Origin of the sequence: uncultured Tateyamaria sp. (assembly GCF_947503465.1) — a bacterium.
Taxonomy (GTDB): Bacteria; Pseudomonadota; Alphaproteobacteria; order Rhodobacterales; family Rhodobacteraceae; genus Tateyamaria.
On the sequence record NZ_CANNDN010000005.1, the window covers coordinates 41,900 to 63,665 of the forward strand.

The following is a 21,766-nucleotide window of genomic DNA, read 5'->3' on the forward strand; positions in this document are numbered from 1 at the left end:
TGCCCCTCAATTTTTGACGAGGGAAATGGTGTTGTGGACATGGTAGAACGGATTGGCCACGCCATATTCTGCCGCGCGCACGGGGTCATCCACCAGATCGAATTCCCGCACGAGGCTTTCCTTCACACCAAAGACGACGTCGGATTCGATGTATGGATCGTTTTCAACAAAGAGGTGGCTCGTGATTGGCTCATGCCCTTCGGCCATCCCAATGAAATGAATGTGTGCCGGGCGGTTAGGGTGTCGACCGGACGCCAGCACCATTTTCCCGACGGGTCCGTCTGTTGGGATCGGATAGTAGCTGGGTAAAACCGACCGGAACCAGAACGAACCATCCTCCTCTGTCGTGAACAGACCGCGCAGGTTCAGATCGGGTAACTCACCGGGTTTCTGCACGTCGTAGAACCCGTCCTCATTGGCCTGCCAAATGTCGACTTTCGCTTGCCGTAAGGGCTTTCCATCCAGATCGGTCACCGTTCCGGTCACAACCAAAGGCGCGCCGCTGCCATGGCGTGCCACGTTTTCGCCATTCGGGTACGCAGGGCTTTCGACCATGTGAAAGGGGCCCAATACGGTGGACTCAGTCGCCTCTGCGGGTTTTCGGTTGTTGATAGCGTCAACCAGTGTCGAGACCCCGAAGACATCTGAAAGCAGAATAAACTCCTGGCGGACGTCGTCGCATTTTTGTCCGACCTCGGTGAGGAACTCGAGCGCTTGCATCCATTCCGCGGTCGTTGGCTCAACCTCGCGGATAAGGGCGTGCAGGTGGCGCACAATTGCTTCGGAAACTTCCTTGAGGCGCGGGTCGGGGCAGTCTGCGTAGCGGCTGAGGACTTCGGCCGTTGCGTTCTCTTCGGTGAAATTTCTGGTCATTTTTTGATCTCCTTGATTGCGTGAGAATTGATGTCTTGGTTCGTCCGGAGCACGTCAGTGATCTGCTTCGAAGCGGCTTCAAGCATCGGCACGATGGTGTCGCGGAGCCGCTTGGACGGGTATCGAGTTGGGGTCGAACTGAAATTGAGGGCGGCAAGCGTTGCGCCCGTCGGTGCGAAGACGGGAACCGCGACAGAGATCAGATCTTCTTCAAGCTCTTGATCAACGATCGCATAGCCATTTGACGCGACGCCGCAGAGCGTTTCCAATAGAACTTGCCTGTCTGATAATGAAAAACGTGTCCTGCGCGGGAGCTCGGTCTGGTTGATCAACGCGGTCAGCCTCTCCGGTACGAGGTTGGACAGAAGAACGCGACCCATCGAGGTATGGACAGCAGGCAGCCGACTGCCGACTTCGAGGTGGACGGAAAGCACACGGCGGCTTGGCGCGCGCGCGACGTAGACGATATCCTGACCATAGAGGGTCGACATTGAGCAGGCTTCGCCCGTCTTTTCAGACACATGCTTCATGGGCGGACGCAACGCTTCCCAGAAGGGTTCAGTCACAATTGGGCTTATGGCAAGTTCAGCAAGCTTTGGTGTCGGCAAGAACCACTTTTGGTCTTGGCGCAAGATGTCCATGTCGCAAAAGGTGAGCAGAAGCCGGCGGGCGGCAGCTCTACTGATTTCAACATCTTTGGCCGTCTCCGCAATCGTACACCCAAAAGGTCTTGAAGCGACGAATCCTAACACAGACAACCCCTTGATAAGAGTTACACTTCGTTCGGGTGAGACAACGTGCAGACCCATTTCTAGAACCTGCCGAACCGGAATGTCAGCACGCCGACAAGTGCCAGACCCACACCCAGACATCTGCTGAGTGTCATTGGCCGCTTAGGCGTGCCGAACAGCGCAAAGTGATCCGCAAACGATGCAGCGGCGAGCTGGCCGGTGACGACGATCATTAGAAAGAGCGCGATGCCCATGATTGGTGCAATGGTTATGCCCGCAGTCACAAAAGCCGCTCCTGCAAGCCCGCCTAGCCAGACCCACCAGGGGGCTGAGGCAATCGCTGGCCCGATTGGCGCCCGATCCTGCAGAAAGGCGAACGGCAGAACGATCGCTGTGCTTACCAGCAACGAAAACAGAACAGCGGCGAAAGGGGACGCAAGACGACGGCTGACTTCGGCGTTGATTGCAGGTTGTACGCCAATCAGGACGCCACACGTCAGGGCAACAGCAATGCCAAACAAAAGCATCAGGGCAGGCTTCTTTCTTTGGAGAGTTGAGGCAATCATGGCATCAGCCAAAAGAGCGAGATCATCGGAAAGGCCGTCAGGATCAGCATCACGACCGCCATGATCAGCACGTATGGAAATGCGCCCCTGAATATCGCCGTCAGCGTTACGTCATCCGTCGCGAGCGTCGCTTTGACGACGTAGACGGTGATGCCGAAGGGGGGCGTCAGCAGCCCGATTTCGACCGCGATGATAGTGACGATGCCAAACCATATCAGCGGATCGCTGGCGACGATGCCTTGTGTGATCTCGGGCACGATGCCGACCACGAGAGGCACGACGATCAGGATGATCGAGGTGGAGTCGAGGAACATGCCCAGCAGAATGATCACTGCGAAATAGCCAAGCATGAAACCCCAGAACGAAATGCCTTGCTCAAGAAAGACCGAGACGATTGCGTTGGGGATGCCGGACATCACGAGCATTTTTGTGAAAGCGGCTGCTGCGATGATCAAAAGTAGGATTGTGACCGAAATCACGCCGGTTTCTTTCATTACGAGCCATAGTTTTGTCCATGTAAGTGAGCGGCGGGCGACAGCGACGATCAGTGTTGTCGCAGCACCGACTGCGCCCGCCTGTGTCGGTGTGAAAACGCCACCGTAAATCCCGCCGAGCACCACAAAAACCAGAAAGAAGATGGGGGCCAGGGCACGAATTACCTCGCCGCCCGATACGGGTGCGATGTCTTCTGCGATGTCCGGGCAGCCAACTTTCTCCGGCGCAAATCGCGCTGCGAGATAGATGAACAGACAAAATGAGATAGCGAGCAACAGCCCCGGCAAAGTGGCTGCGATGAACAGACTTCCGACGCTCGTTTCGGTCACGAAGCCATAGATAATCAATAGCAGACTGGGCGGTATCAGCATGCCGAGGACGGATGATCCAGCGACAGTCCCGGCAGCGAAGCCCGACGAATAGTGATGCGCGGTCATTTGAGGAACTGCTACGCGGGTAAAGACGGCGGCAGAGGCAATGGAAATGCCGGTGATCGCCGCGAAAACAGTGTTTGCGGCCACAGTTGCGATGGCCAGACCGCCGTAAAGGCGTCGCAATAGTGACGCGGCAACGCGGTAGGCGTCCTTGCCCAAATCCGAAGCGTCAACGAGCAGCCCCATCAATACAAACAGAGGAACCACGCCAAAATCGAATTTATTGATCGTGCCTGTTGCCGCAGATCTGATGGTTTTTAGGGCAAGGGTTGGATTTTCGCGGATCAACCAGACGCCGACCAAGGCCACCAGCATCATGGCTACCGGGATGTGTATGCCTAGAAGGATCATGAGCACCATGGCCACGACACCGATCACGCCGATCCCGATGCGCCCGATATCAGGAGCCACCCAGACCGCGATGCAAATCAGCAAGACCAGTCCGAACGGAACAATTGCGGCCTTCACGGCCTTCTCCGCAAGGATTGCGTGCGCCAGACGAATGGACTGAAACCCGAACTCAAGTGCGGTCATGGTGACGCCCAGAAGGATGATCGCCTTGATCGGCCACACCTGCATCGTAAAGATGCCTTGGGTTCCGATGAACTCACCTTCAAGTAGGGCCGAACGGGTGGGATCTATCAGCATCCATGCGAGAGCAGCGAAGATGCCCAGACCGCAAAGACAGAATATCAGGTTCAGCGCCAACCCCAGGTGCGGCGTCTTGATTTCCAGCGTCGAGATTAGAAAATCGGCCCGCGTCATGCGTTTTTCGAACAGCGTATGAGGTAGCTGGGCAAATACAACGGCAACGATCGAGGCGCCGGTCAATTCGACGACGCCGTAAAGCGGGCGTGAGAACACCTTTAGCCCGATTACATCCGCGCATATCATTAACATTATGACAAAAATCCATAGGGTCGCGCCAGCCGCCAGCATCGCGGCGATGTAGGAGAACCCGAGATGCAGCGACCCGAACCATTTCGGCTTTTCAAGAGCTATCGGGTTTGTTGGATCAGATTGGCGATGTAGCAGAGTGGGTGTGCGCGACATGTGATTTCCTTTCGAGCCGTTTTGGCCCCGCAGCAGGGAGTTACTGCGGGGCCGAGGAAGGCCGCGCTACTGGTCCCAGTTGCGGCCTGGCTCGACTCCGGCGGCGCGAACGGCCGCCATATAGGCTGCCAGCACTTCCGGGCCTGCGGAGTGACGTGCAGCCCAGTCGCCTGCCAAGTCCGGCAGGCTTCTGATCCATTGTTGGCGGTCCTCGGCGGACATCTCCGAAACGGTCACGTCCGGATCATCACGCATTGCCTGAAGGAACTGGTCGTAGCGTCCCTGAACCTGTTCGGCGTGCAGGATCGCGTACTCAGCTCCAAGTTCGCGCAAAACACTCTGCACATCTTCCGACAGGCCATCCCAGGAATCCCGGTTGAACGAAAGGCCCCCGGTATATTGAGCACCAACACCGACGAGCGTCACATAGGGCGCGACCTCGTGAATCTTGTTGGGGTAGGTCCCTGTGATGATGGAGATTACTCCGTCGGCAACCCCAGTCTGAAGCGAGTTGTAATATGTAGGCAAAGCACCGTTGACTGGGACGGCACCGATGGCCGACATCCAATTCCCCGATGGCCCCGGTGCCAGGATCTTGCGGCCTTCGAGGTCAGCCAGAGAGTCTACGGGAAAGGTCGTCAGCAAGTGGTATGTTTCAACGCCTGATGCGCCAAGAAAAACCTGGCCGCGATCCTCCCAAGACTGCGCCATAGCTGGGGTGTTTTCGTTGAGATCATTCATGATCGCCATCAAAGTCGGTTGGTCATCAATGACGAAGGGTGCGTAGTAGGTAATCGTTTGCAGCGGCATCTTGGATTCTTCCCACAGACCCGCACCGACCCAACCTGCATCTACAAGGCCATCTTCAACTGCCTCGAGCGTGTCTTGAAACCCGAATAATGCGCCGCCGTAGCTTTCGGTCCACTCGACACGATCTTCTGATCCCATTGCTTCGAGCCGTGCGTTCGTCTGCCCGACAACGTGTTCAGACAGCACGCCGACCCAAGGAACGACCGTTGGATGGCTGGATCCCATTGTCAGATTGAATGTCTCTGCGAACGCAGTTTGAGCAGACACGGCGATGGTCGCCGCCAAAGCGGTTTTAAGTAACATTGTTTCCTCCCTTGTTCGATATACGAACGATTATTTGTTTATGTAATGATGTTGACAAAAAAAGAATCGTCCGTCAAGAACGATTACTACAAAAATAGCAAAACTGCTGAACCTGCCCAAAAGTTCGGCAGATTAAAATGTTCGATTATCGAACAAAAGTGAGGAAAGACAAATGGATACCGATAAGCTGGACGCGCAGGCGCGCAACGATGTACGCGACCTGAGAGAGCGCATTTTGACGGCGGATCCGGCCACGCTGGACCTGCTGTTACGGGACGGTAGAACGCATTATGGATTTCAAGACCGCGATGTGAGCGATGACACTCTAAAAGAGCTCTACGACCTCGCAAAATGGGGTCCGACGAGCATGAACCAACAGCCGGGGCGCTTCGTCTTTGTTCGAAGTGCTGACGCGAAAGAAAAACTGCGTCCTGCGCTGATGGAACCTAACCAAGCGAAGATGATGTCCGCGCCGGTCACTGCGATCATTGCCTTCGACACCGAATTCTATGAACAGCTTCCCGCAGTGTTTCCACCCAACCCCAACGCGCGCGACATGTTCGCCGGGAACCCGGAGATGGCGGCTGGAAACGCCTTTCGCAACGGGTCCATGCAGGGGGCGTATTTCCTGATCGCTGCCCGCGCACTGGGTCTGGATACTGGGCCGATGTCCGGCTTTAACCCCGCCGCCGTCGACGAGGCTTTCTTGTCGGGCACGACTTGGAAGACCAATTTTTTGTGCAATCTTGGTTACGGGGACGAAGAAAAGCTGTTCCGACGGCTGCCCCGCTTGCCGTTTGACGACGTCGCCAAGATCATCTGAAAATCCCATGCCAAAGCTCGTACCACTTGCCGAAGCCATCCAAACGCACGTGAAGGATAGCATGTCCGTTGCGCTCGAAGGGTTCACACATCTGATCCCCTTCGAGGCCGGGCACGAGATCATTCGTCAGGGCATTCGTGAACTGACCCTGATCAGGATGACGCCAGACATTATTTACGACCAGCTCGTCGGCGTAGGCGCGGCCAAAAAGCTCGTGTTTTCATATGCGGGCAATCCTGGTGCGGGTCTTCTGCACAGGGTTCGCGACGCTGTCGAGAATGGCTGGCCAAACACGCTCGCGCTAGAGGAACATAGCCACGCCGCGATGGCAAACGCCTACCATGCGGGGGCGTCAAACATGCCGAGTGCAACCTTTCGCGGTTATCGTGGCACTGATCTTGTGACCGTCAACTCCAACATCTGCTTTGTGATGTGTCCGTTCACAAACGAACGCTTGGCTTGTGTCCCGTCACTCCGACCGGACGTCACCATTATTCATGCCCAACGCGCTGACCGCGCAGGAAATGTCATGATCGACGGTATCGTCGGTGTTCAGAAAGAAGCGGTCCTTGCGGCCAAGACTGCAATCGTCACCGTCGAAGAGGTGGTCGACGATCTGCGGGAGTATTCTGAGCTTTCCAGCAACGCATGCGTCCTTCCAAACTGGAGTATTGCCGCCGTTTGTCATGTGCCCGGCGGTGCCACGCCTAGCTATGCCACGGGGTTCTACCCCCGCGACAATGATTTTTACCTCGAATGGAGCAATATCTCGGCGGACCGTGACCGTTTCACGGCTTGGATCGACGCCAATGTACTGCAGACGCCTGTAGCGAAAAACACGTCGCACCTGACCGCAGGGGCCACGACATGACGGGCGTCTCACCAAAAGAATACATGACGATCGCCGCCGCACGGCTTTTGACTAACAACGATGTTTGTTTTGTTGGCATAGGCGCGCCTTCCGCAGCCTGTAATCTCGCGCGCCTGACCCATGCGCCCGACATCACGTTGATCTACGAGTCGGGAACGATAGCTACACGACCTGACCGATTGCCGCTGTCAATTGGCGATGGTGAATTGCACGATACGGCGCTAACAACAGTCTCTGTCCCGGAAATGTTTCACTATTGGCTGCAGGGTGGCCGTATATCCATCGGGTTTCTGGGTGCAGCGCAACTGGACCGACGGGGCAATCTGAACACAACCGTGATTGGGAGCTATGACGCGCCCAAGGTCCGCCTTCCCGGCGGCGGTGGCGCCCCCGAAATCGCAACGCAGGCCAAACAGGTCTTTATCATTGCGGAGCAATCCAAGCGTACCTTCGTCGACAAGATCGACTTTCTGACCAGCCTTGGACAGGGCAAGCCGGGCGAAAGCCGTGCCGCCTATGGTGTGCACACGCAGGGGCCGACTAAGTTGGTCACCGATCTTGCGATCTGGGAAATGCGCGACCTTGTGGGGCGAAATGTCATCGATCCGGCGTTTGAGGCTGCGCACGCTGAGTTCACCGTGATGTCCCTGCATCCCGGCGTCGCGCGTGATGATGTGGCGGCAAGCGTCGGCTGGACCCCGCAGTTTGCGCCCACAGTCGTGACAACGCCAACACCTTCACAAACCGAAATTGAGACACTGCGCGCCCTGCACGCACGCTCGGCCAGCGCAAAAAAGGAATGACAGACCAATGCAAGCTTTCACATATGAGCCGCAAAAATCGCGTGTCATCTTCGGCTCAGGCACTGTCGCCGCAATACCGGAGGAAGCCGGCCGCCTTGGGTTAAAGCGCCTTTTGGTTCTCTCGACACCCGAACAGGCAGATCAGGCGGAGACCGTTGCCAAATCGGCAGGACAATTGGTCGCTGGCATATTCTCAAAAGCGGCGATGCACACGCCAACAGAAGTTACCGAGAACGCGATGGAGGTGATGAAGTCGCTGAAAGCGGATGGCATTTTGGCAATCGGTGGCGGGTCGACAATCGGTCTTGGAAAGGCCCTTTCAGTGCGAACTGGAAAGCATCAGATCGCAATCCCGACAAGTTATGCGGGGTCGGAAATGACCCCAATCCTAGGCGAAACAGCCAATGGCAAGAAAGTCACGCGGCGCGATCCGCGCATTCTTCCCGCTTCGGTCATTTACGACGTGGATTTGACACTCAGTTTGCCGTGGCCGATGACGGTGACGTCAGCGATGAATGCAATGGCCCATGCGGTCGAGGCGCTTTATGCAAAGGATCGCAATCCTGTTGTCGAAGTCTTGGCGGAACGTGGTATTGCCGCTTTTGGTCAAGCCCTCAGAACCCTGAAGACGACCCCAGATGATCTCGCCGCGCGCAGTGACGCATTCTTTGGTGCCTGGGCCTGCGGGACTTGCCTGGGACAGGTCTCCATGGCGCTTCACCACAAACTTTGCCATGTGCTTGGCGGTAGTTTCAACTTACCGCACGCAGCCACGCACACGGTCATTCTCCCGCACGCGGCAGCCTTTAACGGATCCGATGGGCGGCTGGCTGCGGTCAACCGCGCGTTGGGTGGAACACAACCGGGGCAGGCGCTTTATGACCTAGCCAGGGAGCTTGATGCGCCTCTGGCCCTGTCGGCGCTCGGATTTGCAGACGCCGATGTGCCCCGCGCAACCGACATAGTCATGGAGAACCCTTACTGGAATCCGCGGTCGTTTGATGCAGAAGATATCACATCCATTCTATCGCGCGCGCTGCACGGCGATCGTCCGGAGAGATGATGATGCAGGACGTCTTCATCTGCGACTATATCCGGACGCCTATTGGTCGCTATGGCGGAGCGCTGTCAGCGGTCCGCGCCGACGATTTGGCCGCCATTCCAATCAGAACACTGATGGAGCGGGCACCGCACATCGAATCTGCGCATATCGGCGAGGTCGTACTGGGATGCGCAAATCAAGCTGGCGACGACAACCGGAACGTCGCGCGCATGTCTTTGTTACTGGCTGGCCTGCCGGTTTCAGTGCCAGGAACCACGCTCAATCGGCTGTGTGGGTCCGGGTTGGATGCCGTCATGTATGCGGCGCGGTCGATACAGACGGGTGCATACGATTTAGCCATCGCTGGCGGGGTCGAAAGTATGTCGCGCGCGCCCTTCGTCATGCCGAAGGCAATGACCGGGTTTTCGCGCAATGCCGAAGTATACGACACGACGATCGGATGGCGTTTCGTCAATCCTGAGATGCAGGCGGCGCACGGCGTGGATTCAATGCCGGAAACAGCTGAGAATGTAGCCGAGGCATTTAACGTTTCGCGCGAGGATCAAGACGCGTTTGCGTTCAGGTCGCAGCAGCGCGTCGAAATCGCACAAAAAAGCGGTCGGCTGACGAAGGAAATCGTGCCGGTCAGCGTCAAAGGTGGCAAAGGTGATGTGCGCATCGTCGATACCGACGAGCATCCAAGGCCTACCGCGCTCGACACGCTCTCAGGGTTGCGGGCACCGTTCCGAACTGGGGGGTCGGTAACCGCTGGAAATGCTTCTGGTGTCAACGATGGTGCCGCGGCATTGCTTTTGGCCTCACAAGAGGCCGTGAGTATTCATGGTCTTGCACCCATTGCCCGCATTGTCGGTGGTGCTACCGCCGGTGTGGAGCCGCGACTGATGGGTATTGGTCCCGCACCTGCGACGAAGAAGCTGTGCGACCAAATTGGGACGCAACCTTCTGACTTTGACTTCGTCGAACTGAACGAGGCATTCGCGAGCCAAGCGCTCGCGGTGCTCCGTAACCTCGGCCTTTCCGACGATGCGGGTCACGTAAATCCAAACGGAGGTGCCATCGCACTGGGACACCCGTTGGGGATGTCCGGCGCCCGCTTGGCGGGAACACTCGCACTAGAACTTAGGGCAAACGGCGGCGGCACTGGCCTTGCCACGATGTGCATCGGGGTGGGGCAGGGGATCGCCATGGCGCTGGAGGGCGTCTGACAACGAACCAAAGCAACCAACAATGAATTCTGGGAGGAAATCATGTTCACACGACGCAAAATTATCAAGTCCGGTATGGCTTCAAGCCTAACTTTGGCCGCTGGCGGACTGGCAGCCCCGGCTCTGGCACAGGGCGCGAAAATCAAGCTGGGCTATGTCAGCCCTCAATCTGGACCACTCGCGGCGTTTTCAGAGGCAGACCAATTCGTCATCGACACATTCTTGGCGTCGGGCGCCGATGCAAATTTTGAAGTGATCGTCAAAGATAGTCAGTCCAATCCGAACAGGGCTGCGGAGGTGGCGCGTGAGCTGATTATCGATGACGGGATCGATATGATGCTTGTTGCTTCGACACCAGAAACTACCAATCCCGTCGCGACAACCTGTGAAGCCGAGGAGATACCCGTCATCTCGACCCTCGCACCCTGGCAACCCTATTTCATTGGGCAGCAGGGGAACCCGGGCGATCCGGGATCATGGCGACCCTTTGATTTCAGCTTTCACTTTTTCTGGGGTTTAGAGGACGTCATCAGCGTCTTTACCGCGATGTGGAATCAACTTGAGACGAACAAAAGCGTCGGGGCGATTTTCCCAAACGACGGAGATGGCAATGCATGGGGCGACCCTAATCTAGGCTTTCCGCCGGTGCTTGAAGCACAAGGTTACCAACTGACCGATACCGGCCGCTATCAGAACCTAACCGACGACTTCAGTGCGCAAATCAATGCATTCAAGGCCGCGAACTGCGAAATCATTACCGGCGTACCGATCCCACCGGACTTCACCACATTTTGGACGCAAGCCAAGCAACAAGGCTACACGCCAAAGGCGGCTAGCATTGGCAAAGCTATCTTGTTTCCACAAGCAGTTGAGGCGCTAGGCGATCAAGGCCACAATCTGAGTTCCGAAGTTTGGTGGTCACCGTTCCATCCGTTCGATTCATCTCTTACTGGGCAGACTGCCGCAGGTGTTGCCGCGGACTACATGGCGGCGACGGGGCGACCGTGGACGCAGCCAATTGGATTTGTCCATGCTCTCTTCGAGATGGCTTCAGACGTCATGGCTCGAGTTGATGATAGCGGTAATGTCGACAAAGTGGCCTCCGCTATCGCCTCCACCGAATTGAAATCGGTCGTCGGGCGTATCGCATTCGATGGTGCAGGCCTGCCGCCCTTTGCGGCACAGAATGTGGCCAAAACACCCCTCGTGGGTGGACAGTGGCGGCTCCAGAATGATGGCTCCTATGAGTTGGTGATCGTGGACAACTCGGACCATACCGACATCCCGACCGCAGGAACAATGGAAGCAATCGTTTGACCAACGGTCAGGGCGGGTTTCGGCCCGCCCCTCGAGGGAAACAGCCATGATTTTATCGCTTAAGAACGTGTCCAAGTCCTTTGGTGCGCTGACCGTCTCGGATGATGTCAGCTTTGATGTGCCGGCCGGGCAGGCCTTGGGCATTATCGGGCCAAATGGCGCGGGCAAGTCGACGTTGTTTAACTTGATCACAGGCAATTTGCGCGCCAACGCGGGCAGCGTTCATTTCGAAGGCCGCGATGTAACAAACGTTTCCGCGATGGAACGTTGTCTGACGGGAATTGGCCGGTCTTTCCAGATCCCACAGCCTTTCGGGACCCTCACGGTTTATGAAAACCTTGTCGTCGCCGCCACGCATGGCCGCAACCTTTCTGAGACCACCGTGCTTGAAGACTGCGTCGACATTCTGAAACGCACCGAATTGATCGAACGGGCCAATACGCCCGCGTCTCACCTGTCTCTGTTGGAACGCAAGCGCCTTGAGCTGTCGCGCGCGATGGCCACGCAACCCAAGTTGTTGTTGCTCGACGAGATCGCAGGCGGCCTGACCGAGGGTGAATGTCAGGCCCTGATTGCCACCATCAAGGACATCCACGGCCAGGGCGTGACGATCATCTGGATAGAGCATGTCCTGCACGCACTGACTTCAGTCGTCGAACGATTGCTGGTTCTGGACTTTGGCAGGGTCATTGGTATCGGCGATCCAGACGAAATCATGGCCAGCAAGCAGGTTCAGGAAATCTATCTGGGGATTGAAGTCTGATGGCCCTGTTGCAAACGGATGAACTGATTGCCCACTACGGTGATTTTCAAGCGCTCTTCGGGGTGGATATCACGCTGAACGAGGCCGAGGTTGTTGCGATCATCGGTGCCAACGGAGCGGGTAAAACGACGCTTATGCGGTCAATCTCCGGTGTGCTCAGGAATGCCGCGCAAGCCATAAAATTTGACGGAGCGGCAATTGGTGATCGACCCGCCGATGAGATCATGGCTAAAGGCCTGGCCATGGTGCCCGAAGGGCGCAGGCTATTCCCTTCACTCAGTGTAGAAGAAAACTTGCTGATCGGTGCCTATGGTCGCAAGGGCGAAGGGCATTGGACCCTGGATACGGTTTACAATCTTTTCCCAATCTTGCGCGCCAAGCGGACAAATCCGGGCACTGCCTTATCCGGCGGCCAGCAACAAATGGTGGCAATTGGACGCGCGCTGATGAGCAACCCTCGTGTTCTTTTGTGTGATGAAATCAGTCTTGGCCTCGCCCCCGTAGTGATCAAGGACATCTACAAAGCAGTGCCCGCGATCAAGGCTGCCGGTGCCTCGCTGATCGTAGTTGAACAGGACATCGGGCAAGCCATGGCAGTGGCTGACCGGGTCTATTGCATGATGGAAGGGCAGGTCACGCTGTCGGGAACGCCGGCCAGTCTGAGCCGAGACGCCATTCATGATGCCTACTTTGGAGCAGTAGCATGATTTGGGTCGATACAATCGCACAAGGCATACTTTTGGGCGGGCTCTATGCATTGTTTGCGGCCGGGCTCAGCTTGGTTTTTGGAATAATGCGGCTGGTCAACTTGGCGCATGGCGATCTGATCGTGATGGGGGCCTATCTAATCCTTGTCTTGGTCACGCTATTGGGCCTTTCCCCATTCATCGCTGTGCTGGTTGCAATGCCTTTGATGTTTGCGCTTGGGTGGGGGCTCCAAAAACATCTGCTGAACCGGACGCTGGGCGATGACATCCTACCGCCTCTGTTGGTGACCTTCGGTCTTTCCGTCGTTTTGCAGAACGCCCTGCTCGAGGGCTTCTCAGCCGACAGTCAGCGGCTTCCTACCGATATGCTAACCACAGCATCCGTTCAGATCGGGTCAATCGCGCTTGGTGTTATGCCGCTCTTGACCTTCGCCTCGGCGATATTGGTGATTATCTGTTTGAATCAGATCTTCTACCGTACGTCGCTCGGCCGCGCCTTCCGCGCCACTTCCGATGATCCGGTGACGGCAAGCCTGATGGGCATCAAACCAAACCAGGTTTTCGCCGTTGCGACCGGCATTGCGATGATCATCGTCACGATTGCGGCGCTCTATCTTGGCCTGCGGTCCAACTTTGATCCGAACATCGGCCCCGCGCGCCTGATCTATGCCTTCGAGGCTGTGATCATCGGCGGGCTTGGATCACTTTGGGGGACGCTGATCGGAGGGATCATCATTGGTGTCGCCCAAACAGTCGGTGCCGCAATCAACCCCGAATGGCAGATCCTGGCAGGGCATATCGCGTTCCTCGTGGTTCTCTTGATCCGCCCGCGTGGACTCTTTCCAAGGGCAAATGACTGATGACCTATTTCGTGCAAACCCGCACTACTATCTCTGGTGTCTCGACGGCGCTAGGGGCTGCCATCCTGTTTTGCTTGATCTTGCTGCCCTTTTTTGCAGGTCGCGGTCTGATCCAGGACATGTTCACGATCCTTACGATGCTGGTTCTGGCGCAGTTGTGGAACCTGTTGGCCGGCTACGGCGGCCTAGTCAGCATCGGCCAGCAAGCCTTTGTTGGCATGGGTGCCTATACGCTGTTTGGTGTGGTGATCCTTGGAGGTGTGGATCCGGTGGCGGCAACCCTCTGTTCCGGTCTCGGAGCGCTTGTCATTGCGGTGCCCACGGCCTTCTTCGCCTTCCGTTTGAACGGCGCATATTTCGCCATCGGCACCTGGGTCATCGCTGAGGTTGTTCGTCTGCTGGTGGCGCAATGGAAGGTCCTTGGCGGCGGGACAGGCACGTCATTGCCGCGCGATGCGACCGGTAACATGTGGTTTGTCGACGGCATCAAGGCGCTGCTGAATATCAAAACCTCGGCCGCGCGGGATGTATTGGCCTATTGGCTGGCACTTGCCCTCGCGGTCGCTACGATCGCGGGGATATACTGGCTGTTACGGACCCGCCGAGGCCTAGCACTTGCCGCTGTACGCGACAACATCGAGGCCGCCAAATCGGTGGGTGTGGATGCCGCGCGCATGAAATGGGTCGTGTTCCTGACCTCTGCTTTTGGCACGGGTCTCGCAGGTGGGCTTATCTATATGCAAAAGGCCCGCATCAGCCCCGATGCAGCCTTCAGCGTCACCGACTGGACGGCCTACGTGATCTTTATCGTGGTCATCGGGGGCATTGGTACTATCGAAGGCCCAATCCTTGGCGTCCTGATTTTCGTTGTCCTGCAATCGCTTTTGGCAGATTTCGGCAGTTGGTATCTCCTCAGCCTTGGGCTGCTTGCGATTGTCATCATGCTCGTTGCGCCGCGCGGCCTTTGGGGGCTGCTGTCAGAGCGTACAGGACTCCACATCTTTCCCGTTCAACGTCGTTTGCACGGGCTCGGCCTTGAGACATCGGAGGAGTAATCATGGCAGATATCCAAACAGAAGTTCTTATCATCGGGACCGGACCTGCGGGTTCTTCCTTGGCTGCGCTGCTGGCCACGCAAGGCGTCGAAACGCTTGTCATCAACCGTTACCGCTGGCTTGCGAATTCCCCGCGGGCCCACATCACCAATCAACGGACAATGGAGGTTCTTCGCGACCTTGGCCATGATGTTGAGGAGGAGGCCTACATTCACGCAACTGAGCAAGAGTTAATGGGCCAAAACGTGTTTTGCTCGTCGCTTGCAGGAGAAGAACTAGGACGTCTGCCCGCATGGGGGACACATCCTCTTTCGAAGGCAGAACACCAGTTGTCCAGCCCGTCGCTCATGAACGATCTACCGCAAACCCTGATGGAGCCGCTGTTGTTCAAGACCGCGTGCGCGCGTGGTGCGCAGGCGCGCATGTCCTGCAACTACCTGTCGCATGTTCAGGATGAAGACGGCGTCACAACAACAATCGAAGATCGCCTTTCAGGCAAAACATTTACTGTCCGGTCCAAGTATCTTGTCGGTGCTGACGGGGCGAATAGTAAGGTCGCAGAAGACTTGAACCTTCCTTTGGAAGGCAAAATGGGGGTATCGGGATCGATCAATTTCTTGTTCAAGGCCGATCTAACCCGGTTTGTCGCGCACAGGCCTTCCGTCCTTTATTGGGTCATTCAGCCTGGTTCTGATGTTGGTGGTATTGGGGCAGGCGTGGTGCGAATGGTGCGCCCTTGGAATGAATGGCTGGCGATCTGGGGTTATGATATCGCCGAAGGTCCACCAGACCTGTCCGATGACCAGGCCAAGAAAATCATTCGGGATCTTGTCGGCGATCCCGATCTCGACGTCGATTTGAGAGAGGTCAGCTATTGGACCGTCAACGATGTCCATGCAACACGCCTTCAAGAAGGACGTGTGTTCTGCGTCGGTGATGCCATTCACCGTCATCCTCCGACAAACGGTCTTGGATCAAACACCTCTATTCAGGATTCCTTTAATCTTGCGTGGAAACTGGCCGCCGTCTTGAAGGGAGCGGCTGGCTCAGGGTTGCTCGACACCTACACAGACGAACGCGCACCTGTCGCAAAACAGATTGTGGCACGCGCCAATAAATCGATCGGCGACTATGGGCCGATCTTTGCTGCACTTGGCCTGACCGAGACAAATGATCCCGCAGAAATGCAGGCAAACATGGACAAGCGAGCGGCGGATACTGTTGAAGCTGCCAAACAGCGGTCAGACCTCAGGATAGCTATCGCGAACAAGCGATACGAGTATGACGCCCACGGTGTTGAGATGAACCAGCGGTACTCGTCCTCTGCAATATTGCATGATGGCTCTGCAGGCCCTGCCCTTGGTTCCGATCCTGAACTTCATCACCAGCAAACGACCTTTCCCGGCGCACGAGTCCCTCACGCTTGGGTTTTCGATGCCTCCGGTCAAAAAGTTTCCATTCTCGATCTCTGTGGAAAAGGTGGGTTCACCCTATTGACCGGCAATGGGGGAGGCGCCTGGATCGATGCGGCAGAAGATTTCTCGCAACAGTCCAAAGTCGATTTGCGGAGTTTCATGATTGGTCCGAAACGCAACTTTCAGGATCATACAGGCGATTGGGCGCGACTTTGTGAAATCGAGGACGATGGCTGTTTGATTGTACGTCCGGATCATCATGTTTGTTTCCGCGCAAGAACCATGGTGCAGAACTCAGAAATGACCTTACGGGACGTTATGATGCGGGTGCTTTGCCAAGTATGACTGCCAGCTTCAGGCGGGTCGTTTCCAAATCAGTATCTCTATTCACATCTCAGGCGCGGAGCAAATGCCGCGTCTGACTCAAAATTTGTATCACAGACCACACAGGCATCTTGAGAACTGTACCAGAATGCCAACGCGGACCCGTTGCGCACGCATGCGAGGGGTGAGACCAAAGCTGACATTTGTTCGGAATGCGAACAAGTAATAGCTGTGCGAAGGTCGATCTCATTTCTAGTGGGAGAATTTTTCTATTATATATCAATATTTTAATGAGATCAATATTGTAATAAAGTAAATTACTTTTTTACATTGACAGCTGCCCCTCTGTTCGAACAGAGTTGTGTTGCGCTCACTACAAAATGAGCATTGGGAGGAGAAAAAAATGTCCAGAACTCTGCTTCGGCCGAGCCGAAGAGCTTTTGTCACCGCCATAGGTGCCACGCCGTTAACTTTTGCTTTGCCGACTTATTTGAGGGCGCAAAGTGCTGATCTCAAAATAGGAGTCGTCGCCCCGTTGACCGGCGTCCTATCGCCAACAATTACCGGCATTGACCATGTTTTTGGCCGGGTACAGGAAACCCTTTCTGCCGGTATCGAGACGGCGTCCGGCATCCGCACCATTTCACTGGTCGTGAAAGACAGCCAGTCGAGCCCGAACCGGGCATCCGAAGTCACCAGCGACCTGATTCTGAACGAAGAAGTGGATATCATCGTCACATTCATGGCGCCGGACACGGTCAATCCCGTAGCTGATCAGTGCGAATTGAATGAGGTGCCTTGTATTTCGACATTAATGCCATGGCAGACTTTCTATTACGACCGCGGTGCGACGGATGAGAAAGGGTTCGACTGGACCTACCACCACTTCTGGGGCATCGATCAGGTCATCGATGTGTTTACTGATCTATGGTCGCAGGTGGACACCAATGGCAACGTCGGCGCGCTGTGGCCCAGCACTGGCGACGGGCTGGCCTGGGCAAATTCGGAAACAGGGTTTCCACCCGCGCTTGCCGCCCGCAACTTCAATCTGACGGATCCAGGGCGTTATCGGCCGCTGACCGATGATTTCAGTCAGATTATTTCAGATTTCAAAGCCAATGAGGTCGAGATCGTAACAGGTGTGGCGCTGCCGCCGGATTGGACCACGTTCTGGACACAGGCCGCGCAGCAGGGCTTTGAAGCAAAAGTCGCCTCGACGGGTCAAGCCTTGGTCTTTCCTGCCAGTGTCGAAGCCCTTGGTGATTTGGGCAACAATCACTCATTCGACTTGTTCTGGCATCCAGATTTCCCGTTTACTTCGACAATCACGGGCCAAACTGCCCGAGAATTCGCCGATGACTATATGCAGTCGACGGAACGTCAGTGGATCCAGACAATGGGTTCCATACATGCGGTGCTCGAAGCGGCGGTACGGTGCTTGCGGGACAGCGACGGAACGCGCAGTGGCACACGCGATGTGTTAGCCACATTGCAAATGGAAACCATCGCCGGTCGCATCGATACTCCAGCAGGCCCGGTCAAGAACGTTGCTCTGACACCATTGACGGGCGGGCAATGGCGCCAGGTGGACGGACCACACCCCTATGAGCCGGTAATTGTCAGCAATATCGTCAATCCGGAAATCCCGGTGACTGGAGAGGCTCTGCCGATCTAATCACAGTCATGCGGCGGCGCGAACGAATGTCCGCCGCACGTTCCCAAACAGAAATCATTTCAGACCGCAAGTTCACAGGAAAGGAACGCGCAATGGCTCGTTTGCAAGGAAAACAGGCCCTGATCATCGGTGGGGCACAAGGCATTGGCGCTGCAACAGCAGAACTGTTCGCAGCCGAAGGGGCAGACGTCGTCGTTGCCGATTTGAAATTGGACGGCGCTCAAGCCGTATCAGATAGAATCAAGGCGCTTGGGCGAAAGTCCGATGCGGTTCAGATCGACGTCAGCAATTCGGAAAGCGTAACCAATGCGCTTGCCGAAGCGGGCAAGATACTGAGTGACCTCAGTATTTTCGTCAACACTGCTGGCATCATCGGCTCGGTCCCGGCCATGTTGGACATGGAGGAAGCCGAATACGACACAGTCACTAATGTGAATGCCAAGGGCATGTGGCTGGCCATGCGCGCTCAGGCAAGGCACCTGACAAACGCGAAACGCCCGGGCAGTATCGTCAACATCGCCAGCATCATGGGCATCATTGGCCAACCCGGCATGACGGCCTATGGCACGTCCAAGGCATCCGTGGTCAGCCTGTCCTATAATGCAGCACTCGAACTTGGGCCCCAGGGTGTGCGGGTTAATTCCGTTCTGCCGGGCAACGTCAAAACCGATATGATGCGGCAAGTCGTTCCGACCGACTTTGAAGCTGTGTTGGTCGAACAAAACCCCATGCGCCAACTGGCCGATCCAGTCGATATTGCCGAGGCTTGTCTCTGGCTGTGCAGCGATGCGTCAAGAATGGTTAACGGTGCGTCCATTGTTGTGGATGGCGGCGTCTCGAATGCGTGGTTTGTGTGATGGGACAGTCTTCAATTACCGATTTCGACCTCGCTTTCAACAATATCGCCATTGCTGTCAAAGACATTAAGACAGCCGTAAAATGGTATGGAGATGTGCTGGGATTTGAGCTGGTTTCGGAAACCTATTTCGAACCGATCGAAGCCAACATAGCCTTTATCAGTCGACCCGGCCTGTCGCTCGAACTGGTCAACCCGAAATCTGTGGAAACAGTGCCGGAGTTGTTGGTCGACCCACCTGCGCATGTCGGTTTCGCGGGCTACAAGGCCATCGTATTTGACGTTGATGATCTCGCGGGCTTTACACAGCATCTGCGTAGCCACGAGGTAACCATCCTGTGGGCCGAGCAGGCCTTGAACGACGAAGGCCTGAAGTCGACCCTGTTCCGGGATTTTGATGGTAACCTGATTAACGTGTTCAACCGCACCTGATCATCCCAATGACGCCGCTGCTGGAATCTCAAAAGCTGTACGTCGCCTATGGTGATATGGTTGCCGTGCACGGTATTGACCTGGTGCTTCGCCACGGCGAAGCGCTGGCGATTATCGGTGCCAATGGTGCCGGCAAGTCCACCTTTCTCAAGGCAGTGACAGGGTTGCAATCATCAAGAAGCGGAACTGTACTATACGATGGCGCACCAATAGAGGCATTGCATCCTCGGCGCATCTTTCGCAAGGGTATCGCGCTGGTCCCCGAAGGCCGCCGGCTTTTTTCCTCTCTGACAATCGAGGAAAATCTGCGCCTTGGGCAGATCGGTTCGGGCCGAACTGGGAATTGGGATCTAGAACGGGTCTACGCACTTTTCCCCGCCCTGAGGGAAAGGCGCACGCTCTACCCCTCCGATTTATCGGGCGGTCAGCAACAGATGGTCGCAATCGGCCGGGCGCTTTTGTCCAATCCGGAAGTGCTGATATGCGACGAAATCTCGCTCGGCCTGGCCCCGTCGGTGATCAAGGACATCTATGCGGCGCTCGAAACGCTCAAGGGAAAGATGGCAATGATCGTTGTCGAACAGTCGCTCGAAATGGCGCTATCGCACTCTGATCGCTTCTATTGCCTGATGGAGGGACGTGTGAAACTGACCGGACGTTCAGCAGAAGCGCAACTGGATCAAGTTAAGCAGGCCTATTTCGGAAGCACAACCGATGCGTGATACTCAAGTAGCTGGTACCGCATTGTCTCTCAGGAATGTTTGCAAACGGTTTGGAAAAACCATCATCGCAAACGATTTATCGATGGATTGCGCTCATGGCGAGCTTGTGGGCGTCATCGGTCCCAATGGTGCTGGGAAAAGCACGCTATTCAATTTGATATCGGGAGATATCGCTGTCGATTCGGGGGAAATTGAGGCCAACGGCCAAATTGTCACGGCACTCAAACCTTTTGAACGCAATCGGTTGGGCGTCGCACGTTCCTATCAGGTGCCCAAACCTTTTGGCCGCATGAGCGTCGCTGAAAACCTGGAAGTATCCGCGATTTTTGGTGCCGGATTGCGACGTTCAGACGCCAGGAGTTGGGTCGATGAGGTCTTGTCTCTGTCAGGTTTGCAGGCGCAGCGTGATTTGCTGGCTGGAAGTCTTCCTTTGCTCGTGCGGAAACGACTGGAACTGGCAAGGGCGGTCGCAACCAAGCCGGCGATCTTGCTTCTGGATGAAATCGCCGGTGGCCTCACGGACGCAGAAGTCGATGATCTCGTATCGATCATCCGCGCCATAGCCAGCCAGGGCGTGACTATACTTTGGGTCGAACATGTGCTGCGTGCACTAACAAAGGTGGCTGATCGGGTGCTTGTTTTGCATGGGGGAACCTGGATTGCCGACGGTGCGCCGGAGGCGGTGATGATCGACCCTGAGGTGCAGCGCATTTACTTTGGAGCAGTGGAATAAGCATGATCATTTCATTGACAAACGCAGTCGTTCAGGGCGCGCTGCTTGGCTGTTTTTACGCCTTATGTGCGGCTCCTTTGGCAATCGCGTTTGGGATTATGCGCATCGTTAACATCGCCACTGGCGATATGCTGGTTCTGGCCGCTTTTTCAGTGTTGTTCCTGTCGTCCACGGCGAATATCCATCCAACACTGGCCCTTGTGGGCGTTGTGGTTTTGATGGCCGCCCTTGGCTACCTTCTTCAGCGGGGTATACTCAACTATACGCTTGATCCTGACATGATGCGCCCGCTCCTAGTAACCTTGGCCCTGTCATCAATTCTGCAAAACAGCCTCTTGATTGTCGCCAGTGGCGATTCTCGTAAGGTGTCCATCGGTGGCTTCGAAACCATGGGCCTCGAAATTGTTAATGGCTTGACGATCGGCCTCTTTCCGCTTGCAACCGCCATTGCGGCATCCCTGCTTATTTGGGCCACATCCCATCTCATTCATCGGACGGAGCTTGGCATCTTTTTTCGCGCGGCATCGGACGATCCAGACATTGCACGCGCATTTGGCATCAATGAACGTGACGTTTTTTCCAAAGCCTTTGCCGTCGTGGGTGTGTTGACCGCTATTGCCGGGGCTTTCCTGGCCGTTAAAACCCAATTCAATCCGTTCTCAGGAAACGATCGCCTGATTTACGCGTTTCAAGTGGTCGTGTTGGGAGGGCTCGGCAGTCTGCGTGGAGTGTTCCTGGGGGGCCTCATCCTTGGGGTTGCCCAAGGTCTTGGTGCATATTTCCATCCTTCCCTTCAGATTGTCATGGGGCACATGGTATTTGTGGCAGTATTGATATTCCGGCCCACTGGTTTCTTCGGCGCAAAAAGGAACTAGCG

General features: G+C 55.9%; 22 protein-coding genes. 17 read left to right on the top strand and 5 right to left on the bottom strand.

Translation table 11 applies throughout. The features are described 5' to 3' along the window. Window positions 1–6: 6 nt before the first annotated feature. From Q0844_RS19885 to Q0844_RS19905, 5 genes are all read right to left on the bottom strand, one after another. The gene (locus Q0844_RS19885; RefSeq protein WP_299048759.1) at window positions 7–873 is read right to left on the bottom strand and encodes an intradiol ring-cleavage dioxygenase; all 867 of its coding nucleotides are present in this window, start codon (window positions 871–873) and stop codon (window positions 7–9) included. After that, window positions 870–1,745 carry an IclR family transcriptional regulator C-terminal domain-containing protein gene (locus Q0844_RS19890; RefSeq protein WP_366523040.1) on the bottom strand — a complete coding sequence of 292 codons (876 nt, stop codon included), beginning with the start codon at window positions 1,743–1,745 and terminating at the stop codon, window positions 870–872. The genes Q0844_RS19885 and Q0844_RS19890 overlap by 4 nt, the downstream gene beginning before the upstream one ends. After that, window positions 1,685–2,182: a DMT family transporter gene (locus tag Q0844_RS19895; RefSeq protein WP_299048764.1), complete on the bottom strand. Its 498-nt coding sequence runs from the start codon at window positions 2,180–2,182 to the stop codon at window positions 1,685–1,687. The genes Q0844_RS19890 and Q0844_RS19895 overlap by 61 nt, the downstream gene beginning before the upstream one ends. Then, window positions 2,167–4,152 carry a TRAP transporter large permease subunit gene (locus Q0844_RS19900; RefSeq protein WP_299048767.1) on the bottom strand — a complete coding sequence of 662 codons (1,986 nt, stop codon included), beginning with the start codon at window positions 4,150–4,152 and terminating at the stop codon, window positions 2,167–2,169. Before Q0844_RS19900 ends, Q0844_RS19895 begins: the two co-directional genes overlap by 16 nt. A gap of 66 nt (window positions 4,153–4,218) precedes the next feature. Continuing rightward, entirely contained in the window at window positions 4,219–5,265 is a 1,047-nt protein-coding gene (locus tag Q0844_RS19905) for a C4-dicarboxylate TRAP transporter substrate-binding protein (RefSeq protein ID WP_299048770.1), read from the bottom strand. Window positions 5,266–5,437: 172 nt separating this feature from the next. Here Q0844_RS19905 and Q0844_RS19910 point away from each other — a divergent pair, with 172 nt between their 5' ends. The 17 genes from Q0844_RS19910 to Q0844_RS19990 all read left to right on the top strand — a co-directional run bounded on the left by Q0844_RS19910 (window position 5,438) and on the right by Q0844_RS19990 (window position 21,764). After that, entirely contained in the window at window positions 5,438–6,088 is a 651-nt protein-coding gene (locus tag Q0844_RS19910) for a malonic semialdehyde reductase (RefSeq protein ID WP_299048772.1), read from the top strand. Between the two features lie 7 nt (window positions 6,089–6,095). Beyond that, window positions 6,096–6,959 carry a CoA-transferase gene (locus Q0844_RS19915; RefSeq protein WP_299048775.1) on the top strand — a complete coding sequence of 288 codons (864 nt, stop codon included), beginning with the start codon at window positions 6,096–6,098 and terminating at the stop codon, window positions 6,957–6,959. Further along, window positions 6,956–7,762, top strand: a complete 807-nt coding sequence (locus Q0844_RS19920) for a CoA-transferase (protein WP_299657957.1) — start codon at window positions 6,956–6,958, stop codon at window positions 7,760–7,762. Before Q0844_RS19915 ends, Q0844_RS19920 begins: the two co-directional genes overlap by 4 nt. A 7-nt stretch (window positions 7,763–7,769) precedes the next feature. Next, window positions 7,770–8,825: a maleylacetate reductase gene (locus Q0844_RS19925; protein ID WP_299048781.1), complete on the top strand. Its 1,056-nt coding sequence runs from the start codon at window positions 7,770–7,772 to the stop codon at window positions 8,823–8,825. A 2-nt stretch (window positions 8,826–8,827) separates the two neighbouring features. Then, a complete protein-coding gene (gene pcaF / locus Q0844_RS19930) occupies window positions 8,828–10,030 on the top strand; it encodes a 3-oxoadipyl-CoA thiolase (RefSeq protein WP_299048876.1) in 1,203 nt (400 codons plus the stop codon). A gap of 42 nt (window positions 10,031–10,072) precedes the next feature. Then, entirely contained in the window at window positions 10,073–11,347 is a 1,275-nt protein-coding gene (locus Q0844_RS19935; RefSeq protein WP_299048784.1) for an ABC transporter substrate-binding protein, read from the top strand. A 46-nt stretch (window positions 11,348–11,393) separates the two neighbouring features. Next, the gene (locus tag Q0844_RS19940) at window positions 11,394–12,110 is read left to right on the top strand and encodes an ABC transporter ATP-binding protein (protein WP_299048786.1); all 717 of its coding nucleotides are present in this window, start codon (window positions 11,394–11,396) and stop codon (window positions 12,108–12,110) included. Next, entirely contained in the window at window positions 12,110–12,817 is a 708-nt protein-coding gene (locus tag Q0844_RS19945) for an ABC transporter ATP-binding protein (protein ID WP_299048788.1), read from the top strand. Before Q0844_RS19940 ends, Q0844_RS19945 begins: the two co-directional genes overlap by 1 nt. Then, a complete protein-coding gene (locus Q0844_RS19950) occupies window positions 12,814–13,677 on the top strand; it encodes a branched-chain amino acid ABC transporter permease (RefSeq protein ID WP_299048790.1) in 864 nt (287 codons plus the stop codon). The genes Q0844_RS19945 and Q0844_RS19950 overlap by 4 nt, the downstream gene beginning before the upstream one ends. Continuing rightward, on the top strand, window positions 13,677–14,732 hold the full coding sequence (locus Q0844_RS19955) for a branched-chain amino acid ABC transporter permease (RefSeq protein ID WP_299048793.1): 1,056 nt from the start codon (window positions 13,677–13,679) through the stop codon (window positions 14,730–14,732). Before Q0844_RS19950 ends, Q0844_RS19955 begins: the two co-directional genes overlap by 1 nt. A gap of 2 nt (window positions 14,733–14,734) precedes the next feature. Then, window positions 14,735–16,492, top strand: coding sequence for an FAD-dependent monooxygenase (locus tag Q0844_RS19960; RefSeq protein WP_299048796.1), 1,758 nt, complete (start codon window positions 14,735–14,737; stop codon window positions 16,490–16,492). Window positions 16,493–16,874: 382 nt separating this feature from the next. After that, window positions 16,875–18,146 (top strand): ABC transporter substrate-binding protein, encoded by a 1,272-nt coding sequence (locus Q0844_RS19965; protein WP_299048799.1) that lies wholly within the window; start codon window positions 16,875–16,877, stop codon window positions 18,144–18,146. A gap of 26 nt (window positions 18,147–18,172) precedes the next feature. Further along, window positions 18,173–19,003 (top strand): SDR family NAD(P)-dependent oxidoreductase, encoded by an 831-nt coding sequence (locus Q0844_RS19970; protein WP_299048801.1) that lies wholly within the window; start codon window positions 18,173–18,175, stop codon window positions 19,001–19,003. After that, the gene (locus Q0844_RS19975; protein ID WP_299048803.1) at window positions 19,003–19,434 is read left to right on the top strand and encodes a VOC family protein; all 432 of its coding nucleotides are present in this window, start codon (window positions 19,003–19,005) and stop codon (window positions 19,432–19,434) included. The genes Q0844_RS19970 and Q0844_RS19975 overlap by 1 nt, the downstream gene beginning before the upstream one ends. A gap of 8 nt (window positions 19,435–19,442) precedes the next feature. Next, window positions 19,443–20,156: an ABC transporter ATP-binding protein gene (locus Q0844_RS19980; RefSeq protein WP_299048806.1), complete on the top strand. Its 714-nt coding sequence runs from the start codon at window positions 19,443–19,445 to the stop codon at window positions 20,154–20,156. Continuing rightward, a complete protein-coding gene (locus tag Q0844_RS19985; RefSeq protein ID WP_299048809.1) occupies window positions 20,149–20,889 on the top strand; it encodes an ABC transporter ATP-binding protein in 741 nt (246 codons plus the stop codon). The genes Q0844_RS19980 and Q0844_RS19985 overlap by 8 nt, the downstream gene beginning before the upstream one ends. A 2-nt stretch (window positions 20,890–20,891) precedes the next feature. Further along, window positions 20,892–21,764: a branched-chain amino acid ABC transporter permease gene (locus Q0844_RS19990; protein WP_299048812.1), complete on the top strand. Its 873-nt coding sequence runs from the start codon at window positions 20,892–20,894 to the stop codon at window positions 21,762–21,764. Window positions 21,765–21,766 lie beyond the last annotated feature (2 nt).